This is a genomic window from Lysobacter sp. HA18, assembly GCF_054057595.1.
In genome coordinates this window covers 1,099,606-1,122,579 of record NZ_JBSRZL010000001.1, presented here as the reverse complement: position 1 = coordinate 1,122,579, position 22,974 = coordinate 1,099,606, and the positions used below count along the sequence as shown (strand labels likewise).

At 67.1% G+C, this 22,974-nt stretch carries 24 protein-coding genes, 1 pseudogene and 1 riboswitch; of the genes and pseudogenes, 16 read left to right on the top strand and 9 right to left on the bottom strand.

Features of this window, described 5'->3' with window-relative positions; all coding sequences use genetic code 11:
• Positions 1 to 7: 7 nt before the first annotated feature.
• A complete protein-coding gene (gene purT, locus ACVWWW_RS05665; RefSeq protein WP_027082561.1) occupies positions 8 to 1,207 on the bottom strand; it encodes a formate-dependent phosphoribosylglycinamide formyltransferase in 1,200 nt (399 codons plus the stop codon).
• A gap of 123 nt (positions 1,208 to 1,330) precedes the next feature.
• On the opposite strand from purT, the gene ACVWWW_RS05660 reads away from it, so the two are divergent.
• The 8 genes from ACVWWW_RS05660 to ACVWWW_RS05625 all read left to right on the top strand — a co-directional run bounded on the left by ACVWWW_RS05660 (position 1,331) and on the right by ACVWWW_RS05625 (position 5,685).
• On the top strand, positions 1,331 to 2,263 hold the full coding sequence (locus tag ACVWWW_RS05660) for a hypothetical protein (RefSeq protein WP_155914213.1): 933 nt from the start codon (positions 1,331 to 1,333) through the stop codon (positions 2,261 to 2,263).
• Positions 2,264 to 2,311: 48 nt separating this feature from the next.
• Positions 2,312 to 3,175: an SPFH domain-containing protein gene (locus ACVWWW_RS05655; protein WP_027082559.1), complete on the top strand. Its 864-nt coding sequence runs from the start codon at positions 2,312 to 2,314 to the stop codon at positions 3,173 to 3,175.
• A complete protein-coding gene (locus ACVWWW_RS05650; RefSeq protein ID WP_036141791.1) occupies positions 3,175 to 3,477 on the top strand; it encodes a hypothetical protein in 303 nt (100 codons plus the stop codon). Before ACVWWW_RS05655 ends, ACVWWW_RS05650 begins: the two co-directional genes overlap by 1 nt.
• On the top strand, positions 3,474 to 3,662 hold the full coding sequence (locus ACVWWW_RS05645; RefSeq protein ID WP_027082558.1) for a hypothetical protein: 189 nt from the start codon (positions 3,474 to 3,476) through the stop codon (positions 3,660 to 3,662). The genes ACVWWW_RS05650 and ACVWWW_RS05645 overlap by 4 nt, the downstream gene beginning before the upstream one ends.
• Entirely contained in the window at positions 3,659 to 3,832 is a 174-nt protein-coding gene (locus ACVWWW_RS05640; protein ID WP_081672000.1) for a DUF4177 domain-containing protein, read from the top strand. The genes ACVWWW_RS05645 and ACVWWW_RS05640 overlap by 4 nt, the downstream gene beginning before the upstream one ends.
• 81 nt (positions 3,833 to 3,913) lie before the next feature.
• Complete coding sequence (locus tag ACVWWW_RS05635) at positions 3,914 to 4,468, top strand: PH domain-containing protein (RefSeq protein WP_051234959.1); 555 nt, start codon at positions 3,914 to 3,916, stop codon at positions 4,466 to 4,468.
• A 9-nt stretch (positions 4,469 to 4,477) separates the two neighbouring features.
• Positions 4,478 to 5,269: a M15 family metallopeptidase gene (locus ACVWWW_RS05630; RefSeq protein ID WP_027082557.1), complete on the top strand. Its 792-nt coding sequence runs from the start codon at positions 4,478 to 4,480 to the stop codon at positions 5,267 to 5,269.
• 62 nt (positions 5,270 to 5,331) lie between these two features.
• Positions 5,332 to 5,685 carry a VOC family protein gene (locus ACVWWW_RS05625; protein WP_027082556.1) on the top strand — a complete coding sequence of 118 codons (354 nt, stop codon included), beginning with the start codon at positions 5,332 to 5,334 and terminating at the stop codon, positions 5,683 to 5,685.
• 7 nt (positions 5,686 to 5,692) lie between these two features.
• Here the strand turns inward: ACVWWW_RS05625 and ACVWWW_RS05620 are convergent, their stop codons facing one another.
• From ACVWWW_RS05620 to ACVWWW_RS05600, 5 genes are all read right to left on the bottom strand, one after another.
• The gene (locus ACVWWW_RS05620) at positions 5,693 to 6,370 is read right to left on the bottom strand and encodes a DNA-3-methyladenine glycosylase (protein WP_027082555.1); all 678 of its coding nucleotides are present in this window, start codon (positions 6,368 to 6,370) and stop codon (positions 5,693 to 5,695) included.
• Between the two features lies 1 nt (position 6,371).
• The gene (locus ACVWWW_RS05615; RefSeq protein ID WP_027082554.1) at positions 6,372 to 6,719 is read right to left on the bottom strand and encodes a DUF423 domain-containing protein; all 348 of its coding nucleotides are present in this window, start codon (positions 6,717 to 6,719) and stop codon (positions 6,372 to 6,374) included.
• A gap of 88 nt (positions 6,720 to 6,807) precedes the next feature.
• Positions 6,808 to 7,878 carry a polyketide cyclase gene (locus ACVWWW_RS05610; RefSeq protein ID WP_027082553.1) on the bottom strand — a complete coding sequence of 357 codons (1,071 nt, stop codon included), beginning with the start codon at positions 7,876 to 7,878 and terminating at the stop codon, positions 6,808 to 6,810.
• Positions 7,879 to 8,150: 272 nt separating this feature from the next.
• Positions 8,151 to 8,813, bottom strand: a complete 663-nt coding sequence (locus ACVWWW_RS05605; RefSeq protein ID WP_036141786.1) for a response regulator transcription factor — start codon at positions 8,811 to 8,813, stop codon at positions 8,151 to 8,153.
• The gene (locus ACVWWW_RS05600; protein WP_027082551.1) at positions 8,810 to 10,012 is read right to left on the bottom strand and encodes a sensor histidine kinase; all 1,203 of its coding nucleotides are present in this window, start codon (positions 10,010 to 10,012) and stop codon (positions 8,810 to 8,812) included. The genes ACVWWW_RS05605 and ACVWWW_RS05600 overlap by 4 nt, the downstream gene beginning before the upstream one ends.
• A gap of 138 nt (positions 10,013 to 10,150) precedes the next feature.
• Between ACVWWW_RS05600 and ACVWWW_RS05595 the strand changes: the two genes are divergently transcribed.
• From ACVWWW_RS05595 to ACVWWW_RS05570, 6 genes and pseudogenes are all read left to right on the top strand, one after another.
• Complete coding sequence (locus ACVWWW_RS05595; protein WP_027082550.1) at positions 10,151 to 10,753, top strand: GNAT family N-acetyltransferase; 603 nt, start codon at positions 10,151 to 10,153, stop codon at positions 10,751 to 10,753.
• Complete coding sequence (gene minC / locus ACVWWW_RS05590) at positions 10,750 to 11,526, top strand: septum site-determining protein MinC (RefSeq protein ID WP_027082549.1); 777 nt, start codon at positions 10,750 to 10,752, stop codon at positions 11,524 to 11,526. Before ACVWWW_RS05595 ends, minC begins: the two co-directional genes overlap by 4 nt.
• Positions 11,527 to 11,616: 90 nt before the next feature.
• The gene (gene minD / locus ACVWWW_RS05585; RefSeq protein ID WP_027082548.1) at positions 11,617 to 12,426 is read left to right on the top strand and encodes a septum site-determining protein MinD; all 810 of its coding nucleotides are present in this window, start codon (positions 11,617 to 11,619) and stop codon (positions 12,424 to 12,426) included.
• Positions 12,427 to 12,429: 3 nt separating this feature from the next.
• Positions 12,430 to 12,690: a cell division topological specificity factor MinE gene (gene minE, locus ACVWWW_RS05580; protein ID WP_027082547.1), complete on the top strand. Its 261-nt coding sequence runs from the start codon at positions 12,430 to 12,432 to the stop codon at positions 12,688 to 12,690.
• A gap of 61 nt (positions 12,691 to 12,751) precedes the next feature.
• Positions 12,752 to 13,231, top strand: coding sequence for a hypothetical protein (locus tag ACVWWW_RS05575; RefSeq protein WP_036141783.1), 480 nt, complete (start codon positions 12,752 to 12,754; stop codon positions 13,229 to 13,231).
• A gap of 78 nt (positions 13,232 to 13,309) precedes the next feature.
• A pseudogene (locus ACVWWW_RS05570) lies at positions 13,310 to 15,332 on the top strand (M2 family metallopeptidase).
• A 43-nt stretch (positions 15,333 to 15,375) separates the two neighbouring features.
• Here ACVWWW_RS05570 and ACVWWW_RS05565 read toward each other — a convergent pair.
• Entirely contained in the window at positions 15,376 to 16,629 is a 1,254-nt protein-coding gene (locus ACVWWW_RS05565) for a multidrug effflux MFS transporter (protein ID WP_027082544.1), read from the bottom strand.
• 151 nt (positions 16,630 to 16,780) lie between these two features.
• On the opposite strand from ACVWWW_RS05565, the gene ACVWWW_RS05560 reads away from it, so the two are divergent.
• Entirely contained in the window at positions 16,781 to 18,583 is a 1,803-nt protein-coding gene (locus ACVWWW_RS05560; protein WP_051234955.1) for an ABCB family ABC transporter ATP-binding protein/permease, read from the top strand.
• Between the two features lie 3 nt (positions 18,584 to 18,586).
• Here the strand turns inward: ACVWWW_RS05560 and ACVWWW_RS05555 are convergent, their stop codons facing one another.
• Positions 18,587 to 19,318: a hypothetical protein gene (locus tag ACVWWW_RS05555; RefSeq protein ID WP_036142298.1), complete on the bottom strand. Its 732-nt coding sequence runs from the start codon at positions 19,316 to 19,318 to the stop codon at positions 18,587 to 18,589.
• A 161-nt stretch (positions 19,319 to 19,479) separates the two neighbouring features.
• Positions 19,480 to 19,595: riboswitch (glycine riboswitch) on the top strand.
• Between the two features lie 25 nt (positions 19,596 to 19,620).
• Here ACVWWW_RS05555 and gcvP point away from each other — a divergent pair.
• The gene (gcvP, locus tag ACVWWW_RS05550; protein WP_027082541.1) at positions 19,621 to 22,575 is read left to right on the top strand and encodes an aminomethyl-transferring glycine dehydrogenase; all 2,955 of its coding nucleotides are present in this window, start codon (positions 19,621 to 19,623) and stop codon (positions 22,573 to 22,575) included.
• A gap of 58 nt (positions 22,576 to 22,633) precedes the next feature.
• Here the strand turns inward: gcvP and ACVWWW_RS05545 are convergent, their stop codons facing one another.
• The gene (locus ACVWWW_RS05545) at positions 22,634 to 22,945 is read right to left on the bottom strand and encodes a KGG domain-containing protein (RefSeq protein WP_081671999.1); all 312 of its coding nucleotides are present in this window, start codon (positions 22,943 to 22,945) and stop codon (positions 22,634 to 22,636) included.
• Positions 22,946 to 22,974 lie beyond the last annotated feature (29 nt).

The following is a 22,974-nucleotide window of genomic DNA, read 5'->3' as shown; positions in this document are numbered from 1 at the left end:
CGCATTCTCACTTCAGGTCGATGTTCAACGCGGCGGCGGACTGCCGCGCACGTTCGCGGGCATCCTCGACGTCGGCACCGAGAGCGAGCGTGACGGCCACGCGCCGTTGGCCCGCAACGCGCGGCTTTCCGAACAACCGAAGCGCGGTATCAGGGTGCGCCAACGCATCGCCGAGGTTGGAAAACACCGGCACGCCGTGGCCTTCGGCGAGAACCGCGCACGACGCCGCCGCGCCGTACTCGCGCACCGCGGGAATCGGCAGGCCGAGGATCGCGCGCGCATGCAGCGCGAATTCGGACAGGTCCTGCGAGATCAGCGTCACCAGGCCGGTGTCATGCGGGCGCGGCGAGACTTCGCTGAACCACACGTCGTCGCCACGCACGAAGAGTTCGACGCCGAACATGCCCCAGCCGCCGAGTTCGTCGGTGATCGCGCGCGCGATGCGCTGCGACGTCGCCAGCGCGCGCGTGCTCATCGCCTGCGGCATCCAGCTTTCGCGATAGTCGCCGTCGCGCTGCAGATGCCCGACCGGCGCGCAGAACGTGGTGCCGCCGACGTGGCGCACGGTCAGCAGCGTGATCTCGTAATCGAAATCGACGAAGCCTTCGACGATGCAGCGCCCCGCACCGGCACGACCACCGGTCTGTGCGTATTCCCAGGCCTTGTCGATCTCGCCTTCCGCGCGAACCGTCGACTGTCCCTTGCCCGATGACGACATCACCGGCTTGACCACGCACGGCATGCCGACCGCCGCGATCGCCTCCACGTATTCCTCGTAGGTGTCGACGAAGCGGTACGGCGACGTCGGCAGTTCCAGCGTCTCGGCGGCCAGACGGCGGATGCCTTCGCGATCCATCGTCAGCCATGCGGCGCGGGCGGTGGGCACGATGCGGGTCGGTGTGCCGTCCTGCTGGTATTGCAGCTCGAGTTCCACCAACGTCGGTGTGTGGATGGCCTCGATCTCGGGAACGATCAGGTGGGGCTTCTCGAGGTCGATCAGTGCGCGCACCGCGTCGCCGTCGAGCATGTCGAGCACGTGGCTGCGATGCGCGACCTGCATGGCCGGCGCGTCGGCATAGCGATCGGCGGCGATAACCTCGCAACCCAGGCGCTGCAGCTCGATCGCGACTTCCTTGCCCAGCTCACCCGAGCCCAGCAGGAGCACGCGCGTGGCGTAGGGAGACAGTGGCGTTCCGATCGTGGGCATGGCGCGGGCGTCCTGCGGAAAGCGCACAGTCTAGGCGGCGTCGGCGTGGTCGGCATCGATGGCGCATCGCTGCGTGGTCGTCGCGTCGTCGAACGATGGCGATGCACGTGCGATCCTGTGCGCATGCGTCGACCGGGGCTGCCCATCCGACTGCGCGGCGGCCTCGCCTGCGCGCTGGCGATCGTGCTTGCGAGTTGCTCGCGGGCGCCCGCCGATGGCGATGCGCGCGTGAGTGGCCTGATGCTGGATTCGCAGCTCAGCGAGATCAGCGGGCTCGCGGTGTCCAACCGCCACGCCGACACGCTGTGGATGCACGACGACGGTGGCAACCCGCCGCGGCTGTTCGCGATCGACCGCAGCGGCGATCGCGTCGCCACGTTCCGCGTCGAAGGCGTGCCCAAGACCGACTGGGAAGACATCGCGGCGTTCCAGATGCAGGGCCGCGACTACCTGATGCTGGCCGATACCGGCGACAACGGCGGCCTGCGTCGCACGCTGCAACTGCATGCGATCGAGGAGCCGGCGACGCTCGAGAACGCGCGCCTGAAACCGGCCTGGTCGATCGTTTTCCGCTGGCCCGACGGCCCGCGCGACTGCGAGGCGGTGGCGGTCGACGCACGCCGCGGCGAGGTACTGCTGATCTCCAAGCGTCGCCAGCCGCCGGAGCTGTTCCGCCTGCCGCTGCATCCGCAGCTCGACCCGCCCGCCGTCGCCGAACGCATCGCGCGCCTGCGCATGCCGCCGCAACTGGCACCGCAGAGCGGCACCGAGGAGCGCGCGCCGCTGTCCGCGCAGGTCACCGCCGCCAGCATTTCGCCCGACGGCACGCGTCTCGCCGTTCTGACCTACCGCTACCTGCTCATCTACACGCGCATGTCCGACGAGGACTGGGCGCGCGCCGTCACCCATCCGCCGCAGGTGCTGACGCTGCCTTGGCTACCGCAGGCCGAGGCGATGGGCTGGGACCGCGACGGCCACCACGTGTTCGCGACCGGCGAGTTCGTCCCGGCCCCGCTCTACCGCATCGACGTCGATGCCGCCGACGAGCGGCATTAGAGAGTGATATCGATCTGATATCGTTTCCTCACCACTGAGGGAACACCCATGAAAGAGATCCAAGCCCGTTCGCTGCCCGGAATCCCGGTTCTGCTCGCGCTGCTGGTCGCCGGCTTCGCCGACGTTGCGTTCTTCATCAACGCCGCGGCCGACGCCCTGCCGGCCCGCATGGCCATCGCGGCCGTGATCGGCGGCCTGCTGTTTCTCTGCCTGTTCGGCCTCTACATGCTCGAGCCCAACCAGGCGGCGGTACTGAGCCTGTTCGGCCGCTACGTCGGCAGCGACCACCAGAACGGCCTGCGCTGGAACAACCCCTTCTATTCGAAGAAGAAGGTCAGCTTGCGCGTGCGCAACTTCGAAAGCGGCAAGCTCAAGGTCAACGAGCTCGACGGCTCGCCGATCGAAATCGCCGCCGTGATCGTCTGGCAGGTGGCCGACACCGCCGAAGCCGTGTTCAACGTCAACGACTACGAAAGCTTCGTGCACATCCAGGCCGAGTCGGCGCTGCGCGCGATGGCCACGAGCTACCCGTACGACCAGCATGAGGAAGGCCAGCTCGCGCTGCGCAGCCACGCGGCCGAGATCAGCAAGCATCTCGCCGAGGAACTCGCCGAGCGCTTGGCCGACGCCGGCGTGCAGGTGGTCGACGCCCGCATCAGCCACCTCGCCTACGCACCGGAAATCGCGCAGGCCATGCTGCAGCGCCAGCAGGCGAACGCGATCATCGCGGCGCGTACGCGGATCGTCGCGGGTGCGGTCGGCATGGTGCAGATGGCGCTCGCCGAGCTCGAGAAGAACGGCGTCGTGCATCTCGATGAAGAGCGCAAGGCGCAGATGGTGAGCAACCTGCTGGTCGTGCTCTGCGGTGAACGTGGCACGCAGCCCATCGTCAACGCGGGCTCGATCTACTGATGGATGGCACCGGTATCGCCCTCGCCTTCGCACTCACCAGCGTGCCGGCGTTCCTGGTCGCGCAGTCGCTGTCACGCAGTGCGCAGCGACGCGACCCGGACACGCGTGAATCGCATCTCGCACTGGTGCTGGTTCGGTTCATGCGCATCGTCGGCGCGACCATGCTGGTCGGCGCGGCGGCGATGTACTGGGTACGCGACGACGTAAGCCACATCGTGATCGTCGCGCTCGGCGTCGCGCTCGCGGTGAATGCACTGGCGATCGCGATGCTGGTCGCCGTGGTGCGCGGGCGTCGACGGTGAGCGAGAAAAAGGCCTATCCGCTGCGGATCAATGCCGAAGTGCTTTCGGCGGTGCAGCGCTGGTCCGACGACGAACTGCGCAGCCTCAACGCACAGATCGAGTACGTGTTGCGCGACGCACTGCGCAAGGCCGGCCGGCTGCCCAAGCCCGGCGATGACACGCCCGCGGAGGGCGAAGAAACATGAGCGGACGTCGCTGGTCGTACAAGGTCGTGCAGGTGAAACCGAAGCTGTTCGGCGCGCGCACGGCCGATGTAGAAGCGGTACTGGCCCAGCACGGGCAGGCGGGCTGGGAGCTCGTCAATGCCGTGCAGGTCGGAATGTATTCGTGGCTCTACCTCAAGAAGGAAATCTGACATGCGCAAGCGCAATGCATCCGTCGCCGTGGTGTTCATCGTTATCCTGATCGCCGTAGCTGCCGGCACGCACCTGATCTGATGGACGGGACGCGTAAGTTCGAGATCGAGCCGCCGGCAGGCATGACCGTCGCGATGCTCGCGGCCACTGCTGTGTTGCCCATGCTGGTCGTGGCCGTCCTGCTTGCGGGGATGGACAGGGCGGCGGATCGCGAAGGCACCGTCGTCACGATCAGCGCAGCGCTTCTGGCATGCGCGATCGCCGCCGGTTTCGCAGTCCTTTCGTTGCGTCGACGCCGCATCGAACTCACGCCATCGCAGCTGGTCGTGAAGGCGGGACCGTTCACGCGACGCATTCCGCGCGAACAACTCGACGTCGAGTCCGCACGCATCGCGGCTGCAGGCGAGCAGGCCGACACCCGCGCTGCGCTCAAACTCTTCGGTGCACGCCTGCCCGGCTATCGCGCCGGCTGGTTCGTAATGCTCGACGGCCATCGCGCGTTCGTGCTGGCCACACGCGGCCGCGTGCTGCGCCTGCCGGTGCGCGATGCCGCGCCGTTCGTGCTCACGCCATCGGAGCCCGACATGCTGCTGACCGCGCTGCGCAGCATGGTTTCGTCGGCGCCGTCCCGCTAACCTGCCGGCATGCGCGCGCGACCCGACATCCTCGTCAACACACCCGACATCGAGCTCTGGCCGGCGCACCTGCTGCGCGCACGCTCGAACGCCGATGCGCGCGTGGTTGCGCGCGCGAGCCACGTATTGCGACGCAAGCGCGACGGCCGCTTCCTCGCTGCTGCGACGTCGACGGGCATCGAACCGCTGAGCTGGAACTGGCGGCGCGAAGCGGGCGTCGACAACGCGCTGCGCGCGCTCGTTTCGAGCTCTCGAACCCCGCACGTCGACGATCGCGACCTGCCGCTCGCGCGCATCACGCAGCGGCTCGAAATCCTTGGACTCGACGCCGACGCCTATCGCGATCGCACCGGTCTTGATCTCGTCGCCGAACCGGCTGCGCTCACGTTCGCCGGTTTCGATCGCTATCGCCGTCCGCTGTGGCTGAGACCGGCGGCGGCGCGCGCGTGGCGCAGCCTGCACGATGCGGCGCAACGCGAAGGCGTCGTGCTCGAAGCGATCTCCGGCTATCGAAGCCACGACTACCAACTCGGCATCTTCGATCGCAAGCTCGCACGCGGCCAGACCGTCCAAGAAATCCTGACCGTCAACGCGGCGCCGGGCTACAGCGAACATCACTCCGGTCGCGCGCTCGACATCTCCGCACCGGGCGAGCCGCCGGCGGAAGAATCGTTCGAAACGACGGCCGCGTTCGACTGGCTGCAGCGCAACGCGGGCGCTTACGGCTTCGTCATGAGCTACCCGCGCGACAACCCGCACGGCATCGTCTACGAGCCGTGGCATTGGTGTCATCGCGGCTGAGCCCGCTCACCCGTCGATCACCGCCGCGCCGCAACCCTCCGCGTTTTCCATGGAGGACCGCCATGCCCATCGCCAACGCGCTCGCCGGCATCGCCGTGCAGGACCTCGCCGTTTCGCGCGGCTGGTATGAAGCGTTGCTCGAATCGCCATCGTCGAGTCCGATGCCCGAGGTGGCCGAATGGTCGCTGCCGCGCGGGGGCGGCCTGCAGCTGTTTCGCGATCCACTACGTGCCGGCTCGTCGTCCGCCACGCTCGCGGTCGACGACATCGACGCGCAGCGCGAACGACTCGCGACGCTAGGCGTGGAGATCGTGGATTCGACCGATGCTGACGCGGTACGCACGATCACCTTGCGTGACCCGGACGACAACCGGCTCGTACTCGCGCAGGCCCTGGACCCGCGCCTCGCGCACTGACCGCGCGTCAGCCCTGCGAGCGCTTCACCGGTTTCGCCGGCGCGGGTGCGGCGAAGTCTGCGATGCGCCAGAGATAGAAGCTGGCGTACGTGCGATACGGGCCCCACGCCTCGCCGCGTTCGGCAAGCGTGCGTGGCGTCGGCATTGCATCGAGGTCGTCGAGCAGTTGTGCACCCTTGCGGATGCCGAGATCGTCGACCGGCAGCACGTCGGGCCGCCCGAGCCGGAACATCAGCATCATCTCGACGGTCCAGCGCCCGATGCCGCGGATCGGCACGAGCGCCGCGATGATCGCGTCCTCGTCCATCACCGACATCTGGCGCAGCGTCGGGATCTCGCCGAGTGCCTCGCGCCTTGCGAGGTCGCGCAGAGCGAGGAGCTTGTTGCCCGATACGCCGCATGCGCGTAGCGTCGCGTCGTCGCAACGACCTAGCGTGTCGGCGTGCAGTCGGGCGCTGGCGATGGCGACTTCGACGCGTGACACGATGGTCGCTGCCGCCTTGCCCGACAGCTGCTGGTAAAGGATCGCGCGCGCCAGCGCGTCGACGGGATCGAACGGTTTGCGCCAGCGCGGCTCCGCATCGATCGGGCCGATGCGCCGCATCCAAGCCCCGAGCGCACGATCGGCGCGGCGCAGATGCTTGGTCGCCGCGTCGACATCGAATCCACGGGACCAGCGCGGCATGTCAGCGCCCTGCCCGTTCGACGGCGACGAGCAGCCAGCCGACGATGAGCAACATGCCGCCCGCAGGCGCGAGTCGCGTCGGCCAGCCCATCAGCTGCGCAGCGACGAGGCTGCCGGAGAACAACAGCACGCCGATCACGAAGGAGATTCGCGCGAGACCGCCCACGCGCCCGCGGCTCGGGATGTATGCGACCAGCGCGATGCCATGCGCCAGCGCCATTGCCGCGGCGGTGTAGAGCCAACGCTGTGCATCACCGGTCGCGCCGTGCGCCGCATAAGCGGAGAGCGCGACGCCCGAAGCGCCGAACAGCGCACCGACGACACCGGGCCAGCGCGCATCACGACTCATGCGTGGCCTCGAAACGCTGGCGCCGCAACATTTCCGCCGCCCAACGAAAAACGCGCCGCAAGCGGCGCGTTTTCGAAGTCGGTCGGGCTTACTTGACCGCCCACTGGACCGTGAACTTGCCCTGGTCGGTGAAGCCGGCATCGATGCCGCCGTTCCAGAGCTCGTACGGACGATCGACCGTGGCGTAACCGTGCGTCAGCGACCACGCACGGATGGCGTCGCGCAGATGCTGCAGGTTGCCCATGTCGCCAGTGAACGTCGTACCCACGACCTTCGAGGCGTCGTTGTAGGCGACCTTGACCGGCGTGCCGGCGGTGGTGATACCCTCGATCTTGTCGCCCGCGCCGGCCTTCTTGACCGGAACCGCGACGTCGAACGAGTAGTTCGCCGAACCCTGCTCGTTGGTGATGATGCGCACCGGGCCGGCCTGCTCGAGGCCATTCGACGCGATCACCTTCTTGATCCACTCGAGGTTCGAGTTCATCTGGCCGCGGATCTTGTCGCGGTCGATCGGCACGACGGCGCCGACAGTCAGCAGCGTCTCGACCGGACGGTTGGTCAGGCTCGGGAGCGGCGACTTGTACTCGGTCGGCAGCTGGCTGTAGTCGATGTTCGGCACGCCGGCGAGGGCGTTCGACAGGCGGCCCAGGCCGAGCTTGATGTCCTCACCCACGCTGTTGCTCACGTACAGGCCGGCGTAGCGCGCGATCGGGTTGAAGCCGTAGTCGACGTCGTAGGTCTGCGTGATCTGCGTATTGCGACCGTGGTTGCCGACTGGCTGCAGCTTGAACTCGCTGCGCTTGTTGTTGCCCGGCGAGCCGGTTTCGATCGCATAAGCGATGCGCTTGTTCCGCTCGCTCTGGGTGATCTCCCAGCTGCCGTTGCCGACGCCGCGGACCTTGGACTGGTACGCGATCTTGGCGCCGACGCCCTCGTCCTTGCCCGAGGTCTGAACCTGGGCGGCCGGGTCGTGCAGCAGCACGGGGTTCCAGTCGGTGAAACGACGGGTGTTGTTGAGCAGGTCGTACGCGATCGAGACCTTGCGGTTCGACTGGACCGACTCGGACAGGTGACGACTGCTGGGCAGGAAAATGCCCACGATCACGAACAGTGCGAAGACGATCGCGATGGAAATCAGGATCTCGAGCAAACGGGTCATTCAGGAGTTCTCCGGGGCCTGGCCCGCGCCACCCTTCGCAGGACCTAGGCGCAGACCGCCAATCGTAGCAAGACAGCGGCACTGGCGTGAATGCCGAATGCGGGTCGAATTCGACGGCGTGAAGCAGGCCGCGTTTTCGGGGTGCCGCTGGCCTGCCGATGTGCCGGGCCACGTTGCGCGCGGCAGCCAAGCTGCTACAGCCGCCTTCACACCAACGCGGGCGCAAAAGCGCCGGATCCGGCGGGCCGGACCGCGGCGCAGGCGAAACGCTGCTAGACCAGCTGCAGCTCGAACGCCTTGAGCACGGCGCGCGTGCGGTCGCGCACGCCGAGCTTGGACAGGATGTTCGACACGTGGTTCTTGATCGTGCCTTCCGCCACGCCGAGCGAATTCGCGATTTCCTTGTTCGAGAAGCCGCCCGCCATCAGCCGCAGGATTTCGGTCTCGCGCTCGGTCAACGGGTCCGGGCGGTCGAGGCTGACGAAATCGTTGCGCATGTGCTCCAGACCCGACAGCAGGCGCTGGGTGACCGCCGGCTGCACCAGCGATCCACCGTCGGCGACGGCGACGATCGCGCCGACCAGCTGGTCCAGCGAGACATCCTTCAGCAGGTAGCCCTTGGCGCCGGCCTTGATGCCCGCGAGCACGAGCTGGTCGTCGTCGAAGGTCGTGAGGATGATGGTCGGCGGCAGCTGGCCCAGGCGCGCGAGCGTCTGCACGGCTTCCAGGCCGGACATCACCGGCATGCGCATGTCCATCAGCACGACGTCGGGCTTGATCTGCGGGATCTGCTCGACCGCCTGGCGACCATCGGCGGCCTCTGCGATCACGTCGATGCCGTCGGCCAGCGCGAGCAGCGAGCGCACGCCCTGTCGGACGAGGTTCTGGTCGTCGACCAGCATCACGCGGATGCGACGATCGGATGGCGCGGTCATGCGGCAACTCCTTCTCGGACGGCCTCGGCGGCCGCGATGGGTAGAACGAGCCGGAGACGGAAGCCGTCGCCGGGCCGGGTTTCGATGTCGAGCGTGCCGCCCTGCTGCGCAAGGCGTTCGCGCATGCCGCGAAGGCCGTTGCCGGCGACGAGCAGGTCCGCGCCGCGGCCGTCGTCGCGCGCGGTCACGATGATGTTGGTGCCCTCGCGCCGCGCCGCGATCCACAGATGCCGCGCGCCGGAATGACGCACGGCATTGGTGATGATTTCCTGCGTGCAGCGCAGCAGCACGTGCGCACGCTCGGGGTCGTCGATGGTCAACGGCGATTCGATGTCCATCGCGATGTCGAGCGACGGCACGTTTTCGGCGAGCGGACGCAGCGCGACGGAAAGATCCATCGCACCACCGTCGCGCAGCTGGCTCACCGCTTCGCGCACGTCGGTGAGCAACAGACGTGCAAGCGTATGCGCCTGCAAAACGTGGTCTTTCGCGCGACCTTCGGCCAAATGACCCGCGACTTCGAGATTCAGGCTCAGCGCCGTGAGATGGTGCCCGAGCAGGTCGTGCAATTCGCGCGAGATGCGCGTGCGTTCGTTGACGCGCGCGCTCTCCGCAAGCAACAAACGCGTCGCGCGCAGTTCGGCATTGAGTCGACGCTGTTCTTCGCGCGCATCCGCCTGCTGTCGTGCGATCAGGCTCGTCGCGAACACGAACACCGAGAATCCGGTGTACAGCAGCGACTGCATCAACGCTTCGAACAACGGGAAGTTGAAGCCGTAGACGAAGACCGGCATCACCGCAAATTGGCTCGCGATCAGCCACGGGATGCCTGCGCGCAATGGCAGCAGCCAGGGCAGCAGGCACGCGGCGGTCATCAGAAGCACGCTGCCGAGGCCACTTCGGCTGTAGTAGCTGACGCCGATCGCGCTCGCGGTGAGCAGCAAAAGGCCGATGACGTCGCCGATGCGCGCCGTCCGGCGGCCGAAACCCTTGGCCAGCCAGAAGTAGCTCGCACCGAAAAGCAGGTAGACGCCCCAGCCGAGGAGAGTCATCGACCGCGGGCCCAGAGCCTCGTCGCCTGCGAGGTCTTCGGCGCCTTGCGGGCCGAACGTCATGTAGAGCAGAGGCAAGCCGACCATGGCCCAGGTCGAGAGACCGGAGTACCGCAGGAGTCGGGTGTGGTTCAGTTGGACCGGCATCGATGCATCCTACGCCGCGTTTCCGCAGCGCCCTCCGGCCGAAAGTCATGGCAAGCGGCGCTGGCCCCGACGGGGCGGGCGTGCGATAATCGCGCGCCGCGCCGCACTGGCTCGGCTGCCCTCCCCGGAGCCGGAAGAATGTCGATCGTCGTCCGCGACGTGCGCGAGCACGAGCTGGATTCCGTCCTAGCCCTGAACAACGCCGCCGGCCCCGCGATCCTTCCGCTGGATGCCACCCGTCTTCAGCACTTCTACGAGACCGCCGAGTACTTCCGTGTCGCCGAGCGCGACGGGTCGCTCACCGGTTTCCTCATCGGCATGGGCGACGCGTCGGATCACGACAGCTCGAACTTCCGCTGGTTCCGCGAGCGTCATTCGGAGTTCTTCTATATCGACCGCATCGTCGTGGCCAGCCGACGTCGTGGCGGCGGTGTCGGCCGCGCGTTCTATGCCGATGCGCAGACCTATGCCGAACTGCGCTATCCGCAGATGGCCTGCGAAGTACTGATGCAGGGCGGCAACGACCCGGTGCTGCTGTTCCACGGCACGTTCGGTTTCAACGAAGTCGGCCAGCACGTGATGGACGAAACCGGCCTGCGTGCGTCGATGCTGATGAAACCGCTGTGCAGCTATCCGTGGGTGCGCGACACGTACGGCCGCGACCTGCCGTCCGAACCCTGGATCCACACGCCGCGCACGCCGATCGCCTCGCGAACGCGCGCCGCAGGAGGCCGCGCATGAGCGCGCAAATGGATTTCGAGCCCGCGGGCGAACTGAAGATCGGGCAGGTCGGCATCGCGAATTTGCGCGTGCGCACGCTCGATGTCGCGAAGCTCGCTGAGGAAATGCGCGGCCGCGTGCAGCGCGCGCCGAACCTGTTCGCGCGTGCAGCGGTGGTGCTGGATTTCGGCGGCCTGACGCGTACGCCGGACGTCGCGACCGCGCAGGCGCTGGTCGATGCGCTGCGCGATGCGGGCGTGCTGCCTGTCGCCCTCGCCTACGGCACCACCGAGATCGAAGCGCTGTCGCGCGAGCTCGGGCTTCCGCTTCTCGCGAAATTCCGCGCGCAGTACGAACGTGCCGATGGCGCGCCGGCGGAACCTGCGCCCGCGCCACGTCGCGAGCGCGCGCCGGAGCCTGTGGCCGCGCCCGTAGCGGCACCCGCGGCCGCGTCGACGTCGCAGCCCGGCATGGTGCAGTCCGCGCCGGTGCGTTCGGGCCAGCAGGTCTACGCCGACAATCGCGATCTCACCGTGCTCGCGTCGGTCGGTGCAGGCGCGGAAGTCATGTCCGACGGCTCCATCCACATCTACGGCGCTCTGCGCGGTCGCGCGCTCGCCGGCGCGCAGGGTTACGAGCAGGCGCGCATCTTCTGCCGCGAATTCCACGCCGAACTCGTCGCGATCGCCGGTCACTACAAGGTGTCGGAAGACATCCCCGCCCATCTGCTCGGAAAGCCCGTGCAGGTGTGGCTCGAAGCGGGCCAGTTGCGGATCGAAGCACTGGACGCGTAAGCCGTCACACATCCGCATGCTTTAGGGCATGCTGTCGCCCGCACCGGCGTTGCCGGCGGGGACCTGAGCACGAATCCGGAGGAACCTCAGTTGGCAGAAATCATCGTAGTCACGTCGGGCAAGGGTGGCGTGGGCAAAACCACCACCAGCGCCAGCCTCGCCTGCGGCCTCGCGCGTCGCGGCCACAAGGTCGCCGTCATCGACTTCGACGTCGGCCTGCGCAACCTCGACCTGATCATGGGTTGCGAGCGTCGCGTGGTGTACGACTTCGTCAACGTCGTGCATGGCGAAGCGTCGCTCAAGCAGGCGCTGATCAAGGACAAGCGTTTCGACAACCTCTTCGTGCTCGCCGCCAGCCAAACGCGTGACAAGGACGCGCTGACCAAGGAAGGCGTGCAGAAGGTGCTCGACGATCTTTCCGCCGACGGCTTCGACTACATCGTCTGCGATTCGCCGGCCGGCATCGAGAAGGGCGCGTTCCTCGCGATGTACTTCGCGGACCAGGCGGTCGTCGTCGTGAACCCGGAAGTGTCGTCCGTGCGCGACTCCGACCGCATCCTCGGCCTGCTGGCGTCCAAGACGCGCCGCGCCGAGAACGGCGAACGCGTCAAGGAACACCTGCTGCTCACCCGCTACAGCCCCAAGCGCGTCGAGACCGGCGAGATGCTGAGCATCGGCGACGTCGAGGAAATCCTCGGCCTCAAGGCCGTCGGCGTGATCCCGGAGTCCGGCGACGTGCTGAACGCGTCGAACAAGGGCGAGCCGGTCATCCTCGAGACCACGTCCGACGCAGCGCAGGCCTACGACGACTCCGTCGCGCGCCTGCTCGGCGAGACCCGCCCGCTGCGGTTCGTACAGGTCGAGAAGAAGGGCTTCTTCGGCAAGCTCTTTGGAGGCTGAGCCATGGGCATCTTCGATTTCCTGACGACGAAGAAGCAGACGGCCTCGGTTGCGAAGGACCGCCTGCGCATCATCGTCGCGCATGAGCGCGTCACCCGCGGCGGCCCGGATTACCTGCCGATGCTGCAGCGCGAGCTGCTCGAGGTGATCCGCAAGTACGTGAACGTCGACGCCGAGGCGGTCAAGGTCGACCTGATCGGCGACGGCGACAACAAGGTGCTCGACATCTCCGTCGCGCTGCCGGAAGGCCCCGTGCAGTCCTGATCCACATGTCGTTTCCACTTCGATGCCCTCGCCCGCGCGGGGGCATCGTCGTCTCCGGCCCATGCTGACACTCGCCGACATCGACTTTGAGGCCGCGTCCGCGCTGCTCGCGCGCTACGGGCTCGTGCTCGTGCGCGTGGCGGACGGAGAACCGATTCCCGGCAGCTACTGGGGCGAGTGCGAGGCCGGATTGATCGGCTCGACCGTATACGCGCGCAGCGACACGCCAGTGCATTCACTTTTGCACGAAGCCGCGCACCTGATCGTGCTGCCGCCGGAGCGTCGTGCGCTGGTGCACACGGATGCGACGGATTCGGTCGAGGAAGAAGACGCCGTCTGCGTGCTGCAGTCGTTGTTGGGGGATGCCCTGCCCGGCGTCGGCGCCGACCGCGTGCTCGCCGACATGGACACCTGGGGCTACACATTCCGGCTGGGCTCGGCGAAGGCCTATGTCGAGAACGACGCCGCGGAAGCCTGGGCATGGCTCGACCGTGCGGGGCTGGCCGACGCCACCACGCGACGCCTGCGCCTGCCGGGCTGAACCGACCTGTCGAACGGCCGCCTTGCGCGGGCGGTTGGCCGCCTCTAGCCTCCGGACACGCCCTACCGGAGTTCCCCCATGAAACCCGTCCGCGCCCTGCTCGCACTGAGCATCGTCGCCGTCCTCGGCCTGTCCGGCTGCAAGGCACCGCCCGGCACGTCCTCGACGACCGCGCCCACCGCGTCCGGCACCGCCGCGCCGCCGGAAAACGAAACCGCCGACCAGTTCGTCGCGCGCGTCAACGACGAATACCGAGCCATGTATCCGGAGCTGACGTCGGCGCAGTGGCTGTCCTCGACGTACATCAACGAAGACAGCGAACTCGTTTCGGCGAAGGCGAACGAGCGCTATCTGGCGCAGCTCAACCGCTGGATCGAACAGTCGCGTCGTTTCGAAGGCCAGAAGATGTCTCCGGACACGGCGCGCGCCATCCAGCTGCTCAAGCTGCAGGCCGCGATGCCGCCACCCAAGGATCCGAAGAAGCTGGCCGAACTCACCGGCATCGCCACGCGCATGGAAGGCGCGTACGGCAAGGGCGAGTACTGCACCGGCGAAGGCCCGGCGAAGACCTGTCGCCAGCTCGGTGATCTCGAGGAAGTGCTGGCCAAGAGCCGCGATTACGACGAACAACTCGATGCGTGGCAGGGCTGGCATTCGACCGCCTCCGCGCAGCGCAAGGACTACACACGTTTCGCCAGCCTGATCAACGAAGGCGCGCGCGACATGGGCTATGCCGACGCCGGCGAGCTGTGGCGTTCGGGCTACGACATGACGCCTGCGGAGCTGTCGGCGGAAACGGATCGACTGTGGGGCCAGGTCAAGCCGCTCTACGAACAGTTGCACTGCTACGCGGGCACCAAGCTCGACGCGAAGTACGGCGCGCAGCGCGGCCACGTCGCCGGGCACATGCTCCCCGCGCACCTGATGGGCAACATGTGGCAGCAGGACTGGAGCAACCTCTGGGACATGCTCGCGCCGTATCCGGGCGCGGGCAGCCTCGACGTCAATGCGTCGCTGGAAGCGCAGTACCAGAAGAACCTGACGGCCGAGACCGCGAAGATCAGCGGCGAGCATTCGCCGTCGGCGACGTCGCAGGCCGAGCACGATGCGCTGCTCGTCACCGCGAAGCAGATGAACGAGCGTGCGCAGGATTTCTACACGTCGATCGGCATGCCGAAGCTTCCGGCGAGCTATTGGGAGCGCACGCAGTTCATCAAGCCGCGTGATCGTGACGTGGTCTGCCATGCGTCCGCGTGGGACATGAACATGGCCGGCGACGTGCGCATCAAGATGTGCACGAAGCCGACGGAAGAAGACTTCACCACGATCTACCACGAGATGGGCCACGTGTATTACTACCTGGCCTACAACAAGCAGCCACCGCTGTTCCAGTCGGGCGCGCACGACGGTTTCCATGAAGCGATCGGTGACACCATCGTGCTGTCGATGACGCCGTCCTACCTGCACCAGATCGGGCTGGTCGACCAGCCGCAGGTGAGCAACGAAGCGCTGATCAACGCGCAGATGCGCATGGCGCTGGCGAAAGTCGCGTTCCTGCCGTTCGGCCTGATGATCGACCGCTGGCGTTGGGGCGTGTTCGACGGCTCGATCAAGCCCGAGAACTACAACACCGCGTGGTGGCAGCTGAAGGCGAAGTACCAGGGTGTCGCGCCGCCGACGCCGCGCGGCGAAACCTTCTTCGACCCGGGCGCGAAGTACCACGTGCCGGCAAACACGCCGTACACGCGCTACTTCCTCGCCGACATCCTGCAGTTCCAGTTCTACAAATCGCTCTGCGATGCGTCGGGCTACAAGGGCCCGCTGTACGAATGCAGCTTCTACGGCAACCCCGGAAGCCGGACGTCGCTACCTGACGATGCTGTCGCATGGCGCCAGCCAGCCGTGGCAGAAGACGCTCAAGGAAATGACGGGCAGCGAGAAGATGGATGCGTCCGCCGTGCTCGAATACTTCGCACCGCTGCAGCAGTGGCTGAAGCAGCAGAACGAAGGCAAGACCTGCGGCTGGCAGCCGGACGCAGTGACATCCGCGCCGCCTGCACCGGCACCGTCCACACCCGCGACATCGCCTGCCAAGGCGTGATCGAACCGAAGGGCCGGCATTGCCGGCCCTTCTTCGTTATGGGTTACGGCGCCGGCACGTCCGCGCCTTCGCAGCGCAGCGCCTGTTTCTTCGACACGGCGATTTCCCAGCTCCAGAACGCGTAGGCGACGAGCGTCATCGTGGTCGCAGCCGCGGCGAGCCAGAGCACGTGGTGCGACAGCAGCGGCGAGATGACGCCCGCGACCAGCGCGTTCATCACCAGGCTGGTGAAGGCCTGCAGCGACGACGCCGAACCGCGCTGACGCGGATACATGTCGAGGATTGCGAGCGTCAGCACCGGGAACACCAGCGCGATGCCGAACGCATGCAGCGTCATCGGCAACACCGCCCATGGAATCTGCGGCACCGGGACGATCGCGTTGTAGGCGACGTTGAACACCATCGCGATCGCGGTTGCGGCGAACCCAATGCGCACGAGACGATCGCCACTGAGCTTTCCCGCGGCGCGCCCCGATACGAACGCGCCGATCACCATGCCGCCGATGGTCGGCACGAAGAACCAGCCGAACTGCGTTTCGCCCAAGTGCCGGCCGTGCAGTCGAAGCATCTCGAGCACGAACACCGGCGCCGATGCGATGTAGAGAAACAGCGCGCTGAAGTTGAACGACGCCGCGGCGGCGAGTCGCTGGAAGCGCGGGTTGGTGAAGATCCCGGCGTAGTCGCGCAGCAGCGTGCGCGGCACGAATGGGAGGCGCGATGAAGGCGGATGCGTCTCCGGCAACACGGCCGACGTCATGGCCAGCAACACCAGCGCAAACGCGACCAGGAACCAGAAGATCATCGGCCAGCGGCTCCAGCCCAGCAGCCAGCCGCCGATGATGGGCGCGATCGCCGGCGCGATGCCGAAGATCATCGACACCTGACTCATCAGGCGCTGCGCGTCGGGGCCGTGCAGCACGTCGCGAATCACGGCGCGCCCGACGATGAGGCCGACGCCCGACGACAGCCCCTGCAGCGCGCGGAAGGCGAGCAGCGTCGGCAGGTCCTTCGCGAGCGCACACCCCGCCGACGCCGCGGCGAAGACGATCAGCCCGCCGATGATCACGCGCCGCCGCCCGATCGCGTCAGACAGCGGCCCGTGCACCACGCTCATCAGCGCGTAGGCGATCAGGTAGACGCTGATCGTCTGCTGCATGGCCAAGGCGTCCGCGCCCAGCTGCGCGCCGATCTGCGGGAACGCCGGGAAGATGGTGTCGATCGAGAACGGGCCAAACATCGCCAGCCCGCCCAGCAGCAGGGCGAGGCGTCGCGTCGAGGGGCGGACGTTCGGCGTCATGGTCGAGGCGCGTGACGGCGGACTAGGGTAACCGGCGCGACACCGCCGACCGCCCCGGACGTGCCCGACGGCCGCTTCGTCGCGACCAATGGAACGGGCCGTGGACCGGCCGCGGGTTGTTCCGCCGCGCCCGCGCCCTTACGTTGACCGCATGGCCTCCCCCGACCCCCTGAGCGTCGCCACGCGCGGCACGCGGCGCAGCGACTACGGCATCGTCGCCTCGCTGCTCCCCTACCTCAAACCGCACGTCGCGCGCATCGCGTTCGCGATCGGCTGCCTGCTGGTCGCCAAGCTGCTCGGGCTGACCGTGCCGATGCTGCTCAAGCACATCGTCGATTCGCTGAACATCCAGGCGTCGTTGCGCGTGCTGCCGGTGCTGCTGCTCACTGCGTACGGCGCGGCGCGCGTCGGCGTCAACCTGTTCACCGAACTGCGGCAGGTCGTGTTCGCACGCGTCATGGCGCGCACCGCACGCGAGGTCACGCTGAAGGTGTTCCGCCACCTCCATGCGCTCAGCCTGAAGTTCCACCTGTCGCGACGCACGGGCGGCGTGTCGCGCGATGTCGAACGCGGCGGCACCGCGATCACCGATCTTCTCGACTGGACGATCTACACGATCATCCCGACGATCATCGAAGTGACGCTGGTCACCGGCTTCCTCGTCTACAAGTACGGCTGGTCGTTCGGCGGGATCACGCTGCTCACGCTCGCCGGTTACATCGGCTGGACGTTCGCCGTCACCGAATGGCGCACGCGCTACTACCGCGCAAAGGTGGAAGCGGACACCAAGGCGAACTCGCGTGCGGTCGACTCGTTGCTCAACTACGAGACGGTGAAGTACTTCAACAACGAAGAGCACGAGGCGCGGCGCTACGACGAGAACCTCAAGCACGTCGAGGAAGCGACGGTGATGAGCCTGAAGTCGCTCGCCGTGCTCAACGTCGGCCAGACCGCGATCGTGTCGCTCGGCGTCACCGCGCTGATGTGGCGCGCGGCAGCGGGCGTCGTCGCCGGGCAGTTCACGCTGGGCGACCTGGTGCTCGTCAACGCCTACCTGCTGCAGCTCGCCGGCCCGCTGAACTACCTCGGCATGATGTATCGCGAGATCAAGCAGTCGATCACCAACATGGAGCGCCTGTTCGGCCTGCTCGACGAGAAGCTCGACGTGCAGGACACGGCCGGGTCGCAGCCGCTGCACACGCGCAGGGCGCACGTGCGCTTCGAGGATGTGCGCTTCGCGTACGACCCGCGTCGCGAGATCCTCAAGGGCGTGAACTTCGAAATCCGTCCGGGGCAGACGGTCGCCGTCGTCGGGCATTCGGGCTCGGGCAAGTCGACGCTCGCACGCCTGCTCTACCGCTTCTACGACCCCGACCACGGCCGCATCACCATCGACGGCCACGACCTCCGCGATCTGACGCAAGGGTCCGTGCGCGCTGCGATCGCGACCGTCCCGCAGGACACCGTGCTGTTCAACGACACGATCTTCTACAACATCCATTACGGCCGCCCTGAGGCGACGCGCGACGAAGTGGAAGCCGCGGCGAAGGCGGCGCACATCCACGAGTTCATCCTCGCGATGCCGGATGGTTACGAAACGGAAGTCGGCGAGCGCGGCCTGAAGCTTTCGGGTGGCGAGAAGCAGCGCGTTGCGATCGCGCGCGCGCTGCTGAAGAACCCGGCGATCATGATTTTCGATGAAGCGACGTCCGCACTCGATTCGCGCTCGGAAAAAGCGATCCAGGCCGAACTCGAACGCATCGCCCAAGGCCGTACGACGCTGGTGATCGCGCATCGCCTGTCGACCGTGATGAATGCCGACCGCATCCTGGTGATGGACGCCGGCCGCATCGTCGAACAGGGCACGCACGACGAGCTCATCGCCGCGCTGGGCCATTACGCGCAGCTGTGGCAGCTGCAGTTGCAGGCCGCGGACGAAGCGGCCGCGGCGTAACGGTTACTCGCCCGGCACGCCGGGATCGAACTCGTCGTTGACGGTTTCGAGACAGACCGGCGCACGCGATTTGAGCGTGTACCGGCGAACGTGCGTGCGGTCGTCCTCGATGCTGCCGACCGTGCGCGACGCCTTGTTGGTGAGCAGGTTCACGCTGACGTCGGTCGTCTCGCCGCTGTTGCGCTGCACGCTGTCCTCGTCGAACCCGACCATGCGCATGCAGCCGTCCTGCCAGCGGAATTTGTAGGTCGTGCGGCTCGTCGACCATGAGCCCATGTTGGCGAAGAAGCCGACCGTCACTGCGAGCACGCGCTTATCGAGCGACACGCTGCCTTCCTCCAGTGGATCCTCGCGCGTCGGGTTGTCATTGCGGCGGATCAGCCGGTCCGACTGCGCGACGCGGCGCCAACCGCCCGCGGGGTCGGCAACGAGCACGACCAGCAGGCGCGGATTCGTGTCGAGCTCCTGCACGCCAAAGCCGTCGTTGTGCAGGACGTTGCGCGGGTCGGCGTTGTGCAGAAGCAGCACGGCGTCGGCCTTGGCGTCGGCGTCGATCGGGCCGTCGAGCCTGCTTTCGATGGTCCAGCCAGCGGGCACGAAGCCCTGCACCGTCGGGGCCTTCGCCGGCAGTGTCGGCGTCCCGACGTCGGGAATCACGAGTTCGCGTTCCTGGGCGCCGGCGGTACCCGCGATAAGCAGAGTCGATGCCAGCGACGTCACGATGAACCGGGTCATGCGCATTCCCCAATGAGCGGCCGTCAGCGTAGCCCGGCGCCTGCGGCGCGCCCAGCCCTCGCGGTACAATCGGCGTCGACGCACCCGGTGGGAGAAGCGGGTTTCGACCCGCTGCCGAAGGCGCAATCGCCCGGAATCGCTCAGGCCCCCACACCGCCGGCTGCACACACTCTGGAGAGATCGGCCTGCCTTCGGGTACGCGCCGGCGCCGAAGGGGCAAGACACGCATCCTCCCCCGCGTGTCCAAACTCTCAGGCAAAAGGACAGAGGGGCACCTTCCCGCGGCCGCGCGCCGCGCACTGATGCCCGCCATGACCCAGCCCACCTCCCTGCGCGCCCTCGAGCACCACGACGGCTTCATCGAACGCCACATCGGCCCGAACGACGCCGAGATCGCGCAGATGCTGCGCACCGTCGGCCACGATTCGCTCGACGCACTGACCGACGCGATCGTCCCCGGCTCCATCGCATCCGGCAATCCGCTCGCGTTGCCCGAGCCCATCAGCGAGGTCGAGGCGCTCGCCAAGATCCGCGCGATCGCATCGAAGAACAGCGTGTACCGCAGCTTCATCGGCCAGGGCTATTACGGCACGCAGACGCCGAACGTCATCCTGCGCAACATCCTCGAGAACCCCGCGTGGTACACGGCCTACACGCCGTACCAGGCCGAGATCTCGCAGGGCCGCATGGAAGCGCTGATCAACTTCCAGACGATGGTCGCCGAGCTCACGGGCATGGAGATCGCGAACGCATCGCTGCTCGACGAGGCGACCGCCGCCGCCGAGGCGATGACGCTTGCCAAGCGTTCTGCCAAGTCGAAGTCGAACACCTTCCTCGTGTCCGGCGACACGCATCCGCAGACGATCGAAGTGCTGCGCACGCGCGCCGAACCGCTCGGCATCAACGTCGAGCTGGCCAATGGCAACGACGACTGGAAGGCCGCGCTCGCCAAGGGCGACTTCTTCGGCGTGCTGATCCAGTACCCGGCGTCCAGCGGTTGGCTCGCCGACTGGACGGCCGATGCGGAAGCGATCCACGCGAACGGTGCACTTGTCGTGTTCGCCACCGACCTGCTCGCGCTGACGCTGCTCAAGCCGCCGGGCGAAATGGGTGCCGACATCGTGATCGGCAACAGCCAGCGCTTCGGCGTGCCGTTCGGCTTCGGCGGTCCGCATGCCGCATTCATGGCCTGCCGCGATGCGTTCAAGCGCTCGATGCCGGGCCGCCTGATCGGCGTGTCGATCGACACCGAAGGCAAGCCCGCGTATCGCCTGACGCTGCAGACGCGCGAGCAGCACATCCGTCGCGAGAAGGCGACGTCGAACATCTGCACCGCGCAGGTTCTGCTGGCGGTGATGGCGTCGATGTACGCCGTCTACCACGGCCCGGAAGGTCTGACGCGCATCGCATCGCGCGTGGCGCGTATGACCGCAATCCTTTCCGCCGGCCTCGCCGAACTCGGCTTCGATCGCCATCACCACAACACGGCGTTCGACACGATCTGCCTCAAGACCGGCGACCGCACCGACGCGATCGCGGCACGCGCACGTTCGATGGGCGCGAACCTGCGCATCGCGTGGGACGAGTACCTGTGCATTTCGCTCGACGAAACGACGACGCGTGCGGACCTCGAACTGCTGTGGCGCATCTTCGGCGGCGATGACGCGGCGCTGCCCGACATCGACACGCTCGACGCGAAGGCGCCGTCGCTCATCCCGGCCGAAGTGCAGCGCACGAGCGCGTTCCTGACGCACCCGGTGTTCAACACGCATCACAGCGAGCACGAAATCCTGCGCTACATGCGCATGCTGGCGGACAAGGACCTCGCGCTCGACCGCACCATGATTCCGCTGGGCTCGTGCACGATGAAGCTCAACGCCACGGCCGAGATGATCCCAGTGACGTGGCCGGAGTTCGCGAACATCCATCCGTTCGCGCCGGCCGACCAGGCGGAGGGCTATCGCGAACTGATCGCCGGCCTCGAGGACATGCTGGTCGAATGCACCGGCTACGACGCGGTGAGCCTGCAGCCGAACTCGGGCGCGCAGGGCGAATACGCGGGCCTGCTCGCAATCCGCGCGTACCACCTGTCGCGCAATGAAGGCCATCGCGACATCTGCCTGATCCCGGAATCCGCACACGGCACGAATCCCGCGTCGGCGCAGATGTGCGGCATGCAGGTCGTCGTCACCAAGTGCGATGCGAACGGCAACGTCGACGTCGGCGACATCCGCGCGAAGGCGGAGAAATATTCCGACCGACTCGCCGCGATCATGATGACGTACCCCTCCACGCACGGCGTCTTCGAGGAAGACGTCGTCGAGATCTGCGAGGTCGTGCATAAGCACGGCGGCCAGGTTTATACCGACGGCGCGAACATGAACGCACTGGTCGGCGTCGCCAAGCCCGGCAAGTGGGGCTCGGACGTTTCGCACCTCAACCTGCACAAGACGTTCTGCATTCCGCACGGCGGCGGCGGCCCGGGTGTTGGTCCGTGCGCGGTGAAGTCGCACCTGGCGCCCTTCCTGCCGGGCGCGCTGCACAAGGACGGCATGCGCACGTCGGGCGTGGGCGAAGGCGGCGTCGGCATGGTGTCGGCGGCGAGCTTTGGTTCCGCATCGATCCTGCCGATCAGCTGGATGTACGTGACGATGATGGGTGCGTCCGGCCTGCGTCGCGCAACGCAGGTGGCGTTGCTCAACGCGAACTACATCGCGAAGAAGCTCGAGCCGCATTACGAGACGCTCTACACCGGTCGTAACGGGCTGGTCGCGCACGAATGCATCCTCGACCTGCGCCCGATCAAGGACGCGACCGGCATCAGCGCCGAGGACGTGGCCAAGCGCCTCATCGACTTCGGTTTCCATGCGCCGACGCTGAGCTTCCCGGTCGCGGGCACGCTGATGGTCGAGCCGACGGAGAGCGAGTCGCTGCACGAACTCGACCGCTTCATCGACGCGATGATCCAGATCCGCGACGAGATCCGTGCGATCGAGGACGGTCGTCTGGATCGCGAGGACAACCCGCTCAAGAACGCACCGCATACCGCGACGATGGTCGCGGGCAGCGAATGGACGCACGCGTATCCGCGCGAGCTGGCCGCGTTCCCGTTGCCGGTGCTCAAGCAGCACAAGTACTGGCCGCCCGTGGCGCGCGTCGACAACGTCTACGGCGACAAGAACGTGTTCTGCTCGTGCGTGCCGATCGAGGCCTTCGACGGCGAGCCGGAAGCCTTCAGCGAACCCAACGTGATGTAAGCCGGAAATCGGCCGGAAAGAGCCCCGCATCTGCGGGGCTTTTTCTTTGCTGCATCCGTCAGACGACGTCGCCCATCAGCGGGTCGGCCCGTCGTTCGTTCGAGACGATGGCGACTGCCGCGGTGCGTTTCCCGCCACCGTGGCTGGCCTCGCCACCCAGCCGGCCGATCTGCGCCATGTGCGCGCGATCGCGACTCACCGCCTCGCCGCCCTTGCGGCCGGCCTCGCGGGCCTCCGCCGAGTCGAACTCGTGGGCGTGGCCGCTCTCGTGTGCGGCACGGCCGCCCATCGATGAGATTGCACGTTGTTTATCCGGATCCATGCTGCCGAAGCCACCTCCGTGGCGGCCGCCGCGGTTGCTGCTGGTCATGTCTGCTTCCTCGATTGGCGGCGGCGCCG